Source organism: Amycolatopsis nalaikhensis (assembly GCF_030264295.1).
In the GTDB taxonomy this organism is placed as follows: domain Bacteria; phylum Actinomycetota; class Actinomycetes; order Mycobacteriales; family Pseudonocardiaceae; genus Amycolatopsis; species Amycolatopsis nalaikhensis.
The window spans coordinates 5394954-5409719 of sequence record NZ_CP127173.1; the positions used below are offsets into that span (position 1 = coordinate 5394954).

Here is a 14766-nt window from a genome sequence, read left to right on the forward strand (position 1 = left end):
CTACCTGGGCGGGGTGTTCGCGCGCCGCCGGAGTTCCTCGACCGTGGACGTCGCGTTGGTGAGCAGCTCGGTCCGGTCGCCGGTGTCGCTCGCGTAGCGGAAGATCGCGCTCGGGCTGTCGCTGATGGCGATCGCCGCGACGAGGCGGCCTTCCGGGTCGCGGGTGAGACCGGTCGTCACCGACACCTCCCGGCCGACGGTGTCGACCGTGGTGAGCGTCCGCTCCTCGTACCAGCCTCGCGTGGTCATGTCCGGCAGCTCCAGGGGTGGGGATCGACGGGGATACGTCGTAGGACGCCCGGATCGCCGAAGGCGTTACGGCATAATTCGCCGGGTGATCTCCCGGCCGCACGTCCTGCTCTCCGCCGCGCAGTCGCTCGACGGCTACCTCGACGACACCTCGCCCGACCGGCTCGTCCTGTCCACAGAGGACGACTTCGCCGTCGTCGACCGGCTGCGGGCCGAGGCCGACGCGATCTTCGTCGGGGCCGGAACCGTGCGGGCCGACAACCCGCGGCTGCTCGTCCGGTCGCCGGAGCTGCGGAAGTGGCGGCTGGACCAGGGGAAACCCGAGCAGCCCGTCAAGGTCACCGTGACCACGCGCGGGCTCGACCCGGCGGCGCAGTTCTTCACCGTGGGGGACACCGAAAAGATCGTCTACGCGCCGCCGGGAGCCGCGGACGCGCTCAAGGACGTCGCGACCGTCGTCGACGCCGGGAACCCGCCGGACTTCGGGCACGTCCTCGACGACCTGGGGAACCGCGGCATCCGGCACCTGCTGGTGGAGGGCGGCGGCGGGATCCACACGCGGTTCCTCACCGAGGGGCTCGCCGACGAGCTGCGGCTGGCGATCGCGCCGTTCTTCGTCGGGCAGGCGGGTGCGCCGCGGTTCGTCGGACCCGGCCTCTACCCGCGGCCGCTCGTCCTCACCGGCGTCCGCGAGCTGCAGGGGATGGCCATCCTCGAGTACCGGGCCGCCGATGAGCCGACGGGCCGGGACGTCCGGCGGCTGCGGGAGGCCATCGCGCTCGCCGCCGAGTGCCCGCCGAGCCACACGTTCCGGGTCGGGGCCGTGATCACCGACGCCGACGACGAGGTCATCGCCACTGGGCACTCCGGTGAGGGCGACCCCTTGAACCACGCCGAGGAGGCCGCCCTCGCCAAATGCGCCGGCGACCCGCGGCTGGCCGGGGCGACGATGTACAGCTCACTGGAACCGTGCAGCCACCGCAGTTCCCACCCGCTCAGCTGCACGCAATTGATCCTCGACGCCGGGATCCCGCGCGTCGTCTTCGCCTGGCGGGAGCCGCCCGTCTTCGTCGACGCCCGGGGCACCGAGCTGCTGCGGGAAGCCGGGCGGCACGTGGTCGAGGTTCCCGCGCTGACCCCGGAGGTCCAGCGCGAGAACACCCACCTCGAGTTCTGAACAAGGCCTCAGCAGGCGCCGTTGTCCGCCCAGACACCCCATTCGCCGGTGGTGCCGGGCTCTTCGCCCTGCGTCCACCACTTGGCCGTCCACTTGTGGCCGTTGTGGGAAACGGCGTCGTCCTTGACGTAGACCTTCGTCCGGTCCCATTCGGCCGCCGTGCAGGAGCCGCCGCCGGGGGTGGTCGGGGTCGTGGTCACCGTCGGCGTCGTCTGCGGCGGGGTCGCCCCCGCGAAGCGGACGCTGAACTTCGTGAAGTCCCAGTCGTTCTGCGGGACGTTGCTGCAGACGCCGTTGTCGGTCGTGCCGACGCAGGCGCGGTCGCGGTTGACCGACCAGAACGTGAACCGGCCGAGGCCGTGGCTGGTCGCGTAGTCGTACACGGTCTGGAAGTCGGCCTGGTAGAACATCTCGGCCGCGTCCGACTTGCCGTTCATGCCGGAGAAGCCTTCGTGCGAGTACGCCGTCGCGCTGTCCCAGCCGAGGTGTGACATCAGCAGGCCGTGCAGCGCTTCCAGGGCCGACACCTGTGACGAGCCGCCGTTGAAGCCGCCGTCGAACGGCATGATCGAGAAGTTGTTGGGCGTGAAGCCGATCGCCTTCGCCTGGTCGATCAGCTGGGTGCCGAACCAGCCGGTGCCGGCGGCGGTGCCCGGCATGGTGACCGATACGAAGAGGCCGGGGTTGTTGGCCTGCAACGTCTTCGCCGCGCCGAGCTCGTTCGCGATGGCCGCGGAGTTCTCGTACTCGGGTTCTTCGAGGTCGAAGTCGATCGCCTTGAGCGAGTACTTCGTGATGACCTGCTGGTAGGCGGCGGCCGTCGCGGCGACCGTGCCGCAGGTCTGGCCGAGCTTCGTGCCGCCGTAGCCGCCGACGGACACCGAGACGTCGCCGCCCGCGCCGCGGATCCGCGAGATCACGTTCGCGACGGCGGTGTCGGACGAAACGGCCGAGGTGCCGTCCCAGGTCGGGCTGCAGCCGCCGCCGTTGGGCGCCAGGATGAACGCGAGCTGGAACGCCTTGAGCCCGGTCGCGTTCATCACGGTGATCGGGTCGGGCGGGTTGTTGCTCTGGGGCATCAGGTACGGCGCCGCGGCGTACCAGTTGTTGCTCAACGCCGCGGTCGCCGAGGGCGCGCCGAGCACGAGGCTCACGGCGGTGGCGGCGAAAGTGGCGGCGGCGAGCCCGATGGCGGCCAGTCTGCTCCTGCGCATGAGCTGTCCTCCCGGTGGGGATCGAGTGGACAGATCATTGGACTAGACCATTGACGAAGTCAAGGTACGAACGCCGGACATTTTCCGACCGAGGGCGAAACGCGCCGGAATATCCGAAATGCGTCCGCCATTTCACCCCGCCGGAAGGGACACGAGCACCACCAAGCCGCCCTCGGGCCGGGCTGTCGCCACGACCTCGCCGCCGTGCGCGTGCGCCACCGAGCGCACGATCGACAGCCCCAGTCCCGCGCCGCCGTCGTCGGCCACCCGCGCCCTCCGGTGGAACGGGTCGAACAACGCCGGGACCTCCGACGGCGGGATCACCGGGCCGGTGTTGGCCACCTCGAGCTCGACCCGGTCCGGGCGCGTGCGGGTGGTCACGCGGACCCAGCCGTCCTCGACGTTGTGGCGCAGTGCGTTCTCCACCAGGTTGTGAGCCAGCCGCTCCAGCATCAGCGCGTCACCCAACGCCACCGCCTCGCCCAAGTCCTCCTCGACCCCCGGCGGGACCACGTGCGCGACCACCGCGGCCAGGTCCACCGGGCGCCGCTCGGTCAGCGCGCTCTCGGACCGGGCCAACAGCAGCAGCCCGGTGATCAGCTTTTCGTGCCGCGAGTTGATCCGCAGGAGCTTGGTGCCGAGCTGGCGGACGTCGTCGGACGCCGTCTTCCGGTGCATCGCCACCTCGACCAACGACCGGTTCAGCGTCAGCGGGGTGCGCAGCTCGTGGGACGCGTTCGCGACGAACCGGCGTTGCGCGTCGAAGGAGCGGTCGAGGCGCTCGACCATCACGTCGAACGCGTCGGCGAGGCTCTTCACCTCGTCGTCCGGGCCGCGCAACGCGATGCGATCGTGCCCGCCCGGGTCGGCCGCCGCGGCGATGCGGCGCGCGGTGTCCGTCACCTGCCGCAACGGCGCCAGCGCGCGCCCCGCCACCAGCCAGCCCATCCCGGCGGCCAGCACCGCCACCGCGCCGAGGGCGATCGCGCCCTGCGTCAGCAACGACGTCGCCGCCGCTTCGCGCACCAGCCGGGCCTGCTCGTCGAGGGACTCCGGGGACGGCATTGGAGGCAGTCCGGGCGGAGCCGTGCCCATGATGAACGTGACCCGCCGCCCGACCTGCTGGGTGAACAGCAGGTACGTCACGCCCAGCAGCACGCCGCCCGCCAGCAGGAACAGGCCGCCGTAGAGGACGGTCAGCCGCAGCCGGAGGCTCACCGGAGCCGGTAGCCGACGCCGGTGACCGTCTCCACCAGTGGTGGGTCACCGAGCTTGCGGCGCAGCTTGAGGATGGTGAGCCGGACCGCGCCGGTGAACGGGTCCGCGTGCTCGTCCCACGCCTTCTCCAGCAGGTGTTCGGCGGAGACGGTCGCGCCGTCGGCCCGCAGCAGCTCGGCGAGCACCGCGAATTCCTTTTTGGACAGTGGCAGGTAGCGCCCGTCGCGGAACACCTCGTGCCGCGCCGGGTCGAGGGTGACGCCGGAGCGGCGCAGCACCGGCGGCGCGGCCGGACGGCACCGCCGCCCCAGCGAGTGGATCCGGGCGGCGAGCTCCGGGAAGGCGAACGGCTTGGTGAGGTAGTCGTCGGCGCCGAGGGAGAGCCCGTCGACGCGGTCGGTGACCTCGGCGGCCGCGGTGAGCATCAGCACCCGCGTGGCCGCCCCGGAGGCCACGACCCGGCGGCAGACGTCGTCGCCGTGCACGACCGGCAGGTCCCGGTCGAGCACGACGACGTCGTAGTCGTGGACGGCGATCCGGTCGAGCGCCGCGCCACCGTCGTGGGCGATGTCGACGGCGTGGGACTCGTCGCGCAGCCACTCCGCGATCGCGTCCGCGAGCATCGGCTCGTCTTCCACCACCAGCACCCGCATGCGGCCATGATCGCCGCGGCGGTGTTTCCTCGCCGTTAGCGGCACCGGTAGAGGGTGTCCGCGCCGCCGATCCGCACGGGTCCGCCGTCCGGCGCGGGAGCGGACCGGCCGCCGTAGGCCGCGGGGTCGACGACCGCGCAGTGCTGCTCGATCCAGCGACGGCGGGCATCCTGGGCGGGGCTCCGCGCGGGCCCGACGGGACTGGCGGCACCACTCAGCACGAACCGCAGCTTCCCTTCGGCGAGCCACCGCCCGAGCTGCTCGACGGACGGCGCATCATCGCGGCCGCCGAAGCCGCCCATGCCGACGACGGTGGCATCGGAATCGATGATCCACGGCGCGACCGAGGTGGCTTCGGCGTTGATGGCGAGGGTGATTTCCGTGCCGTGCGCGAGGGTGTAGTCGAGGATCCGGCGCTGCTCGGCGGACAGGGTGGTGGTGCCGTCGCTGCCGCCGCCGACCATGATTCGAGGCTGGCCGCCGGGGAAGCCTGGGCCGTTGGGGGTACCGCCGGAAGCCCCAGGTCCGCCGGGCCCACCGACCATGCCAGGCCCGACCGGCCCACCCGGCGTGCCAGGCGCGGCCGGTCCGGCAGCGGGCAACGTCCCAGCGGTAGTGCTCTGCGCCGCGGCGTAGGACCACACCGCGGGCGTCAGCAGCACCGGCACCAGCCCCGCCACCACCGCGCGACGGCTCGGCGCCACCGCCAGCCACACCACCGCGACCGCCGCCGTCCCCAGTACCACCCAGCGTGTCCAGCCGTAGAACGTCGTGTCCCGGGACGTCAACGCGAACGCCCATGCCGCACTCAGTCCGATCGCCACCGGCAGACCCACTCGGCGGGACCGTCGCCACAACAGCGCCAGACCCGCCGCCGAGACCGCCGCCTCCGCGGGTGCCAATGCCGTCGTGTAATACGGGTGCCAGATTCCGCCCGCGAAGCTGAACACCACCGTTGTCACCAGGAGCCAGCCTCCCCACAGGAGCCAGCCCGCGCGTTCCCGCCGGTCCGAAGGCCGGAAGACCACCACCACCGCCAGCACCAGCAACGACAACGGCAGCAGCCACGAAATCTGCCCGCCGACCAGGTCGTTGAACATCCGGCCGACTCCCGGGTCGCCGCCGAAGGACGAGACCGTCTGCTCGCCGCCGCGCATGATCATCATGCCGCCGCCCTCGCCGTTGCCCGACAGGCGGCCGAAACCGTTGTAGCCGAACACCAGGTCCCATGCCGATCCGTCCGCGCTGCCGCCCATGTACGGCTTTGCCCCCGGCCACCAGTCGTACAGCGCGATCCACCAGAACGACGACGCCACCAGCACCACCCCCGCGCCGAGCACGTCCAGCAGCCGCCGTCGCCACGGCACCGCGGCTCCGGCCAAATACGCCACCGCCAGCGCCGGCACGATGATCCACGCCTGCAGCATCTTGGTGAGGAACCCGCAGCCGACGAAGAACGCGCACCACCACAACCACTTCCGGCCGTCCTCGAACGACCGCGTCAGCGCGTACGCGGCCGCGACCAGGAACAGCACCAGGAGCGTGTCGGGGTTGTTGTCACGGTTGATGATCACTGTCACCGGCGTCAGCGCGAGGATCGCCGCAGCCAGCAGCGCGACGTTCTCCCCGGCCCACCGCCGGACCGTCCGGTGCAGCAGGAACACCGCCGCGACGCCTTCGACGACCTGGGGCAGCAGCAACGCCCAACCGTGGAAACCGAAGACCAGCACCGAAAGCGCCTGCGGCCACAGCGCCATCGGTGGTTTGTCGACCGTCACGACGCCGTACGGGTCGAACGAGCCGAACAGGAAGTTCGTGAAGCCGCCCGTCATCGACTTGACGGCCGCTGAGTAGTAGGTGTTGCCGAGCTGCCCGTGGCCGATCTGCCAGCCGTAGAGCACGGCGGCGCCGAGGCAGACGAGCGGCAGCGCCCAGGAACGGGTTCTCGCAGGTGCGGCGGTGATCATGACCGCCACCCAACCGGGAACCGCGTTTCCCGGGCGTTTCCGGCCTACTCCGCCTCGAGGTCGCCCTCCAGGGACAGGTAGACCTCGCGCATCTTTTCCAGCAGCGAGGGGTCCGGCTCCTCCCACAGCCCGCGGTCCGCCGCCTCGTTCAGCCGCTCGACGATCCCGCGCAACGCCCACGGGTTCGCCTGGCGCAGGAACTCCTGGTTCACCTCGTCCAGCACGTACGACTCGGTCAGCTTCTCGTACATCCAGTCGCCGACCACGCCGGCCGTCGCGTCGAAGCCGAACAGGTAGTCCACTGTGGCCGCCAGCTCGAACGCGCCCTTGTAGCCGTGCCGCCGCATCGCCGCCAGCCAACGCGGGTTCACCACGCGGGCGCGGAACACGCGGGCCGTCTCTTCGGACAACGTCCGCGTGCGGACCGTGTCCGGCGACGTGCTGTCGCCCACATAGGACGCCGGGGCCGTGCCCGTCAGCGCGCGGACCGTCGCGATCATCCCGCCGTGGTACTGGAAGTAGTCGTCCGAGTCCGCGATGTCGTGCTCGCGCGTGTCCGTGTTCTTCGCCGCCACCACGATGCGCTTGTACGAGCTTTCCATGTCTTCGCGCGCCGGGCGGCCGTCCAGGTCGCGGCCGTACGCGAAGCCGCCCCACACCGCGTACACCTCCGCCAAGTCCTTGTCGTCACGCCAGTTCCCGCTGTCCATCAACGGCAGCAGGCCCGCGCCGTACGCGCCCGGCTTCGAGCCGAAGATCCGCGTCGTCGCCCGGCGGGCGTCGCCGTGTTCGGCCAGATCCGCGGAAACGTGCGCGCGGACGAAGTTCTTGTCGAGCGGTTCGTCCAATGAGGCCACCAAGCGGACCGCGTCGTCCATCAGCGCGATCACGTGCGGGAACGCGTCGCGGAAGAAGCCGCTGATCCGGACGGTGACGTCGATGCGGGGACGGCCCAGCTCGGCCAGCGGGATCGCCTCGATCCCCGTCACGCGCCGCGACGCCTCGTCCCACACCGGCTGGACCCCCAGCAGCGACAGGACTTCCGCGGCGTCGTCGCCGGACGTCCGCATCGCCGACGTCCCCCACACCGACAGCCCGACCGAACGCGGCCAGTCGCCGGTGTCCTCCCGGTAGCGGCGCAGCAGCGAATCCGCCAGCGCCTGCCCGGTCTCCCACGCGAGGCGGCTCGGGATCGCCTTCGGGTCCACCGTGTAGAAGTTCCGGCCCGTCGGCAGCACGTTCACGAGCCCGCGCAACGGCGACCCGCTCGGCCCGGCCGGGATGTAACCGCCGTCGAGGGCGTGCAGCACCGCGTCCAGCTCGCCCGTCGTGCCCGCCAGGCGCGGCACGATCTCCTCCGCCGCGAACGAAAGCACCCGGGCGACATCCTCGTCGGGCGCGACCGACGCGACGGCGGTCGCGTCCCAGCCGCGCATCTCCATCGTCTGCACGAGTTGCCGCGCGGTCTTCTCGACGGCGTCCACTTCGGACATCGGCGCGTCTTCCTTGAGGCCCAGCGCCGAGCGCAGGCCCGGGACCGCACCTTGCTTGCCGCCCCACATCTGCGACGCGCGCAGCATCGCCAGCACCAGGTTGACGCGCGCTTCGCCGGTCGGGGCGGCGCCGAGAACGTGCAGCCCGTCGCGGATCTGGGCGTCCTTGACCTCGCACAGCCAGCCGTCGATGTGCAGCAGGAAGTCGTCGAACTCCGCGTCGTGCGGGCGTTCCTCGATGCCGAGGTCGTGATCCAGCTTGGCCGCCTGGATGAGCGTCCAGATCTGGGCGCGGATCGCGGGCAGCTTCGCCGGGTCCATCGCCGCGATGTTCGCGTGCTCGTCGAGCAGCTGCTCCAGCCGCGCCAGGTCGCCGTAGGACTCCGCGCGCGCCATCGGCGGGATCAGGTGGTCGACGATCGTCGCGTGCGCCCGCCGTTTCGCCTGCGCGCCTTCGCCGGGGTCGTTGATCAGGAACGGGTACACCAACGGCAGGTTCCCGAGCACGGCGTCCGGCGCGCACGACGCCGAAAGCCCCGCCGTCTTGCCCGGCAGCCACTCCAGCGACCCGTGCTTGCCCAGGTGGACGACGGCGTGCGCGCCGAACTCCTCCTCCAGCCAGCGGTAGGCGGCCAGGTAGTGGTGGCTCGGCGGCAGGTCGGGGTTGTGGTAGATCGCGACGGGGTTCTCGCCGAACCCGCGCGGCGGCTGGATCATGATGATCACGTTGCCGCTCCGCAGCGACGCGAGCACGATATCGCCGTTGTCGACGTACAGCTCGCCTGGCGCCGGACCCCAGTGCTCCTCCATGGCTTCACGCAGCTCGGCGGGCAGCGCCTCGAACCAGGTCCGGTAGCGCGCGGCCGGGACGCGGATCGGGTTCCCGGCCAGCTGCTCCTCGGTCAGCCACTCCGGGTCCTGCCCGCCCGCGGCGATGAGCGCGTGGATGAGCGCGTCGCCGTCGGGCTGGTCGGTGCCGGTCGGCACGACACCCGGGAACGCGTCCGGACCGAGGTCGTAGCCCAGGTCGCGCATCCGCCGCAGCAGTTCGATCGCGGACGCGGGCGTGTCCAGCCCGACCGCGTTGCCCACGCGAGAGTGCTTCGTCGGGTATGCGGACAGCATCAGCGCGATGCGACGTTCTGAAGGAGGCGTGTGGCGCAGCCGCGCGTGCGCCAGCGCGATGCGGGCGACGCGGGACGCGCGCTCGGCGTCCGGGACGTAGCGGGGGAGGCCGTCGGCGTCCAGCTCCTTGAACGAGAACGGCACCGTGATCAGCCGCCCGTCGAACTCGGGCACGGCCATCTGGTTGCCCGCGTCCAGCGGCGAGAGGCCGTCGTCGTTGGCCGCCCACGTCTCGCGGTCGCTGGTCAAGCACAACGCCTGCAGGATCGGGACGTCGAGCGCGGCCATCTCGGCGACGTCCCACGCCTCGTCGTCGCCACCGGCGCCCACCTCCGACGGCCGCGTGCCGCCCGCCGCGAGGACGGTGACCAGCAGCGCGTCCACGGACGCCAGCTCGGCCATCATCTCCGGCTCGCGCGTGCGCAGCGACGCGCAGTAGATCGGCAGCGCGCGCCCGCCCGCGGCCTCGATCTCGTCGGCGAGGGCGTGCACGAACGCGGTGTTCCCGGACAGGTGGTGCGCGCGGTAGTACAGGATGCCGATGACCGGGCCCTCAGCCCGCGAAGGCCGGTCGAGGATCCCCCACGCGGGTTGTTCCGCGGGCGGCTCGAAGCCGTCGCCGGTGAGCAGCAGCGTGTCGGAGAGGAACCGGTGCAACTGCGTGAGGTTCGCCGGGCCGCCCTGCGCGAGGTACGCGTGGGCCTCGGCGGCGATGCCCGCCGGGACGGTCGAGAGCTTCATCAGCTCGGCGTCCGGCGTCTGCTCCCCGCCCAGGACGACGACGTGCGCGCCGGACGCCCGCAGCGTGTCGAGACCTTCCTGCCAGGTCCGCGGGGTGCCGAGGATCCGCGCGACGACGATCTTCACGCCGTCCAGCAGCTCCGGCAGCTCGGCGACGTCGAGCCGGGCTGGGTTGCCGAGCCGGTACTCGGCCTCGGCCGCACGCGCGCTGAGCAGGTCGGTGTCCGAAGTGGACAGAAGCAGGATCACGAGGTTCCTCCTCGGGGTCCGCGCCCCGGGTAGACGGGCGCGCCGGCCGGAGTTCCTGGCTCCCGGAGCGAGCTCCGGTGACAGTGGCGGGACCGCCCCGGACTTCCACCGGGTTCCTCCACCTGCCGACGCGTGGGTATCGCCCTCACTCTCCGGTGCGGGCGCGACGGCGTCAAGGTGACGTGCGCGGCGCCGCTCAGAGCCGCTTGGCCGCGCGGAACGCCTTCGCGTAGGTCCCGGACCCGTCGATCAGCGAGACGCCGCCCGCGTCACCGAAGGTCGGCCCGTTGGCGACCTTGCGGCTGGACAGCACGCGGTGGTGCCCGTCGCTGTCGATGCCCAGGTAGATGCCGGTGTGGGAGACCTGCGGGCCGAGCTGCGGCTCGAGGTTGAAGAACAGCACGTCACCCGGCTGGAGGGCGCTGAAGTCCGTCGCCTGCTTCTTCTCGTCGTGGATGACCTCGGTGCCGGGGCCCAGCTCCGAGAGCGCCCACGCCCGCCGTGGCAGGCCGGGGCCCTTCGTGTTGGTCCCGAGCAGCGGGAACCCGGACCGGTAGCCGTAGACCATCCGGACGAAGCCCGAGCAGTCCAGCGACCGCGCCCGCGCCGGCTCGGCCGCCTCGTGGACGCCGCCCGGGAAGTCCCAGCCGATGCCCAGGTAGTCGTAGAAGTCGGACTTCTCGAGGCGGCCTTCGGCGCTGTCCGGGCCGAAGTTGGCGTCGCCGCCGACGCGCAGCTTCTTCGAGATCTGGTCGGCCGCGCCGTCGGTGTACTGCAGGGCGATCGCCAGGACGTCGGGGTCGGTGTCGCCGATGGCCTTCGGCAGCCAGTCGGTGAACCACTTCTCCTTCTCCGCGCCCGGCTGCCAGGCCTGCGGGGCGAGCCGGATCCAGGCGTTCGACGTGATGCTGACCTTGGTGAACCGCGGCTCGGTGAAGGTCCGCGACTTGCCCGTCAGCATCACCGTGCGGGAGCCGTCGGTGAAGGACGCGAGCTGGGCGCCGGCGGCGTCGCGGACCACCGTCCGGGCCGGGTTCTCCAGCCGCTCGTACGTGTAAGCGCCGGTCACCGCCGCGCCGGTCGGGGCGGCCGACGCCGAGATGGCCGTGATCTCCTGCCGGTCCTGCGTGGCGGCGTACACGGCGGCCGTGCCGGACACGCCGATGACCGCGACCAGGACGCCGACCTTGACCGCCTTGCGCATCGTCACCTCACACCGTCGGGACCAGCCCGACCAGCACGCCGCTGATCAGGACCGCGTAACTGGCCAGGCTCACTCCGCCGGTGGCGAGCATGGTGGCCACCGGCTTCTGCCGCACCAGCTGGTAGGCGACCAGGCCGGGCACCACGAACCCGAGCGTCTGGTGCACGAACAGGAGCGGGAAGTCGGCCTGGAGGAACAGCAGCAACGTCGTCTGCAGCACGACGCCGAGCAGCACGACCGCGGCGAAGAGCCGCTTGCCGTAGAGGATCACCATGCGCTGCAGCAGCTTCGTGCCGCCGAAGGTCAGCGCCGTCATCAGCACGATGATCGCCGCGCGCCGGTAGTCCTCGACCATGGTCAGCGCGATCCAGCCGGGCGTGATCATGCCGCCGGGGGAGAGGTTCGTCGTCAGGTAGCAGACCAGCGACAGCAGCAGGCCGATGGCGAGCCCGACGGTGGCGACCTCGGGGGCGAGGGACGTGGTGAGCATCAGGCGACCGGTTCCAGTTTGGCGAGTTCCTCGATGAGCAGTTCCCCCTGGCCGTGGATGTTGCCGATGGCGATCAGCGACGCCTGGCGCCCGACGCCGCCGATGATCCCGCGCAGCAGCTCCCGCGGGGAGCGCGAGCCGCCGAGGTCGACGACGCGGTCGTGCCACTCGCTCGGGATGGTGGCGCGGGCGCTGCGCGTCGGCTCGCCGATCAGCACCACGCGCTCCGGCGCGATCTTCGGGATGAGCGCGCCCATCTGGCCGTTGCGCTCGACGCGGTCGGGGCGGCAGTTGATGATCACGTGCACCGGGTCGGTGATCGCGCCCTGGCGGCGGAGCTGGTCGATGTTCAGCAACGTCGATTCGGGGTCGTTCGCCGCGAAGACGTTGGCGAAACGCAGGTGACGGCGCCCGGCGCGGTAGCGGTGGACCTGCAGCACGCCCGGGTCCGGCGGCGCGGCCCACATGCCTTCCAGCGCCAGCTGCCGGTTGACGTTGAGCAGGTCCGCGACGGCCAGCGCGATCGCGACGTTCTCCTTGAACGTGATCCAGCTGAAGCCGCGCATCTCCGCGTCGGTGACGGACTCGGGGTCGACGGCGATGAGCTCGCAGTTCCGCTTGGCCGCCTCCTCCTGGAGGATGTGCAGCCGGTCCTTCTCAGCGGTCAGGCAGATCCCGCCGACCGGCATCGAGCGGGACAGCGAGCGCGCGACGTCGTCGAGGGTCGGGCCCATCTCGGCGAGGTGGTCCTCGCGGACGTTGCACAGCACGCCGATCGTCGAGCGGATCAGCTTGCTCTGGTTGATCTCCTGCAGGTCCGGCATCACGGCCATGCACTCGATGACCAGCGCGTCCGGCCGGTAGGCGGCGGCGCGGCGGACGATGCCGATCTGCTCGACGACGTTGGCGATGCCGAACTTGCGGTAGACCGGCTCCTCGCTGCCGTCAGGGTGGATGAACCGGGCCGCGGTGCCGGTGGTCTTCGCCGTGGTGACCAGCCCGCCGCCGCGCAGGGCACCCGCGCACAGCCGGGTGATCGACGACTTGCCGCGGATACCGTTGACCAGCACGCGGGTCGGGATGCTGTGCAGGTGCTTGTAGTGCTGGCGCTGCTCGGCGATCCCGGCGGCCAGCATCGTCGCCGAGGCCAGGACCAGCACGACGTAGAGGAACGTCACGTCAGACCCCGGCTCCGTCCAGCCAGCTGAGGTAGTCGCTCTTGGCCTTCTCCTCGGGCGTGCGGGCGGGGATCCGCGGCGGCGTCTGCGGCCGGGGCCGTCCCGCCGGTTTCCGCTGCTCGGCCGGGCGACGCGGGGGTGCCTCCGGCTCGGCGACGCGGCGGCGCGGGGCTTCGGGCTCACGCCGGCGCCGGGGCGCCGGCTCGTCGACGATCTTCTGGAGCAGCTCGGTTTCGTCGGTCGCCGCGCCGGCCGGGCGGCGGGCCTCGCCGAGCCGGTCGCGGCCCTCGGTCAGCGCCTGGCGGCAGATCTCGACGCAGGAGGCGATGGTGCCGATCTCGTCCTGGCGCTGCGGGTAGACGACGGCGCCGGTGTCGCCGCCCGCGATCCGCCGTGCCTCCTCGCCGACCCGCCGCAGCGGCCGGATGACCACCAGGAAGTGCCAGGCGAACAGCATCAGCGCGACGACCGCGGTGAGCAGTGCGGCCACCCGCGCCCCCGAGCGGACGGTGTTGTCCGCGACCCCCAGCGAGCCGATCGGCTGCTCGGCGACGACGACCCACTTCAGCGCGGCGGCGTTGCCCTTGTCGGCCAGCCGCTGAGCCGCGACGAGCGACGCCGGGGTCGTCTCCCGGGCGTCCTTGCCGGACTGCGCGGCGTCGACGTTCTTGATCAGCACCGGGTCCGTGAGCGCCGAGAAGGCCAGGTAGCCCTCGGTGTCGGCGATCGTGCGCTTGCCCTCGTCGACGACGCGGACGCGGCCGCCCGCCGACCCGAGCAGCTCGGCCATCCGCGGCACGTCGAACTCGCCGACCAGGACGTTCTTCGAGTCCGGCAGCGGCGTGAAGGCGTAGACGACCGGGACGCGGCCGCTCGTGTTGTGCTGGCGGAGGCCTTCGCCTTCCGGCAGCTTGCCGGGGTCGCGCAGCGACTCGCGGCCCGCCAGCAGCCGCACCGCGCCGTCGGCGTCGGCGACGTAGACGCTGCGGAACCGGCTCTCCGTGCCGGCCAGGCGGTCGAGCATGCCGCGCAGCTGGTCGGGCTCCTTGCCCTTGCCGAGCCGGGCGACGGACTGCAGGTCGGTGAGGCCCTCGGCGAGGCTGCGGCGCAGCGTGTCGGCCGAGCGCGTGACGCGGACGCCGTGCTCGCTGAGCATGGTCGGCGAGACTCATTGGGGACCGCTGGCGTCGCGAATGAGTCATTGGCGACGTTGCCGGGGTGGGGGCCTGGCGCGGCCCGGGTGGTAGGCGCCCCGCGGCCGGGGGTCTTGAATGAGTCATTCAGGACCTCCGGCGCCCTGAATGACTCATTCAAGACGCGGTCGGGGTGGGTTGGCGCGGCCGGGGTGGTTGGCGGCCTGTGGCCTTGCGGGGGGTGGTGTGCGCCGGGCGGTCGGGGTGGGTTGGCGCGGCCGGGGTGGTTGGCGGCCTGCGGCCCCGCCGGGGTGGCGTGCGCCGGGCGGCCGGAGTGGGCTGCCGCGGCCGGGCAACGCTGGTGCGCCGCGGCCGGGTGTCGCCAATGACTCATTCGGGACCACCAGCGTCCCGAATGAGTCATTCGCGACGTTCGCGTCTCAAGCGGAGCGCTCTCCCAAGCGGGGGAACGGCTTCGTCGAGAACAGGACCTCCACCGAGACCTCGAAGAACTCCGCGATCCGCAGCGCCAGGTACAAGCTCGGGCTGTACTCGCCGCGCTCGAGGTAGCCGATCGTCTGGTAGTGCACCCCGAGCGCCTCCGCCAGCTGGCGTCTCGAAATCGACCGCTCCGCGCGCAGCATCGCGATCCGGTTGTAGACGACCTCACTCATC

At 71.8% G+C, this 14766-nt stretch carries 12 protein-coding genes and 1 riboswitch; of the genes, 1 reads left to right on the forward strand and 11 read right to left on the reverse strand.

Annotated features, from left to right (window positions below):
* The gene (locus QP939_RS26685; RefSeq protein ID WP_285448873.1) at positions 1-249 is read right to left on the reverse strand and encodes a hypothetical protein; all 249 of its coding nucleotides are present in this window, start codon (positions 247-249) and stop codon (positions 1-3) included.
* An 85-nt stretch (positions 250-334) separates the two neighbouring features.
* Between QP939_RS26685 and QP939_RS26690 the strand changes: the two genes are divergently transcribed.
* A complete protein-coding gene (locus QP939_RS26690; RefSeq protein WP_285448874.1) occupies positions 335-1426 on the forward strand; it encodes a dihydrofolate reductase family protein in 1092 nt (363 codons plus the stop codon).
* Between the two features lie 8 nt (positions 1427-1434).
* On the opposite strand, the gene QP939_RS26695 is transcribed toward QP939_RS26690, so the two are convergent.
* The 10 genes from QP939_RS26695 to QP939_RS26740 all read right to left on the reverse strand — a co-directional run bounded on the left by QP939_RS26695 (position 1435) and on the right by QP939_RS26740 (position 14765).
* Positions 1435-2640, reverse strand: a complete 1206-nt coding sequence (locus QP939_RS26695; RefSeq protein ID WP_285448875.1) for a chitinase — start codon at positions 2638-2640, stop codon at positions 1435-1437.
* A gap of 132 nt (positions 2641-2772) precedes the next feature.
* The gene (locus QP939_RS26700) at positions 2773-3858 is read right to left on the reverse strand and encodes a sensor histidine kinase (protein WP_285448876.1); all 1086 of its coding nucleotides are present in this window, start codon (positions 3856-3858) and stop codon (positions 2773-2775) included.
* Complete coding sequence (locus tag QP939_RS26705; protein WP_285448878.1) at positions 3855-4511, reverse strand: response regulator transcription factor; 657 nt, start codon at positions 4509-4511, stop codon at positions 3855-3857. The genes QP939_RS26700 and QP939_RS26705 overlap by 4 nt, the downstream gene beginning before the upstream one ends.
* A gap of 35 nt (positions 4512-4546) precedes the next feature.
* On the reverse strand, positions 4547-6478 hold the full coding sequence (locus tag QP939_RS26710) for an ArnT family glycosyltransferase (RefSeq protein WP_285448880.1): 1932 nt from the start codon (positions 6476-6478) through the stop codon (positions 4547-4549).
* A 44-nt stretch (positions 6479-6522) separates the two neighbouring features.
* Positions 6523-10086 (reverse strand): cobaltochelatase subunit CobN, encoded by a 3564-nt coding sequence (gene cobN, locus QP939_RS26715; RefSeq protein WP_285448882.1) that lies wholly within the window; start codon positions 10084-10086, stop codon positions 6523-6525.
* Between the two features lie 49 nt (positions 10087-10135).
* A riboswitch (cobalamin riboswitch) is annotated at positions 10136-10205 on the reverse strand.
* 77 nt (positions 10206-10282) lie between these two features.
* Positions 10283-11290, reverse strand: a complete 1008-nt coding sequence (locus QP939_RS26720) for an NlpC/P60 family protein (RefSeq protein WP_285459855.1) — start codon at positions 11288-11290, stop codon at positions 10283-10285.
* Between the two features lie 7 nt (positions 11291-11297).
* Positions 11298-11780 carry a poly-gamma-glutamate biosynthesis protein PgsC/CapC gene (locus tag QP939_RS26725; RefSeq protein WP_125313442.1) on the reverse strand — a complete coding sequence of 161 codons (483 nt, stop codon included), beginning with the start codon at positions 11778-11780 and terminating at the stop codon, positions 11298-11300.
* Complete coding sequence (gene pgsB, locus QP939_RS26730; protein WP_285448889.1) at positions 11780-12958, reverse strand: poly-gamma-glutamate synthase PgsB; 1179 nt, start codon at positions 12956-12958, stop codon at positions 11780-11782. The genes QP939_RS26725 and pgsB overlap by 1 nt, the downstream gene beginning before the upstream one ends.
* A gap of 1 nt (position 12959) precedes the next feature.
* Positions 12960-14114, reverse strand: a complete 1155-nt coding sequence (locus tag QP939_RS26735; protein ID WP_285448890.1) for a HAMP domain-containing protein — start codon at positions 14112-14114, stop codon at positions 12960-12962.
* Positions 14115-14531: 417 nt separating this feature from the next.
* Positions 14532-14765, reverse strand: coding sequence for a helix-turn-helix transcriptional regulator (locus tag QP939_RS26740; protein ID WP_043784651.1), 234 nt, complete (start codon positions 14763-14765; stop codon positions 14532-14534).
* Between the last annotated feature and the right edge of the window lies 1 nt (position 14766).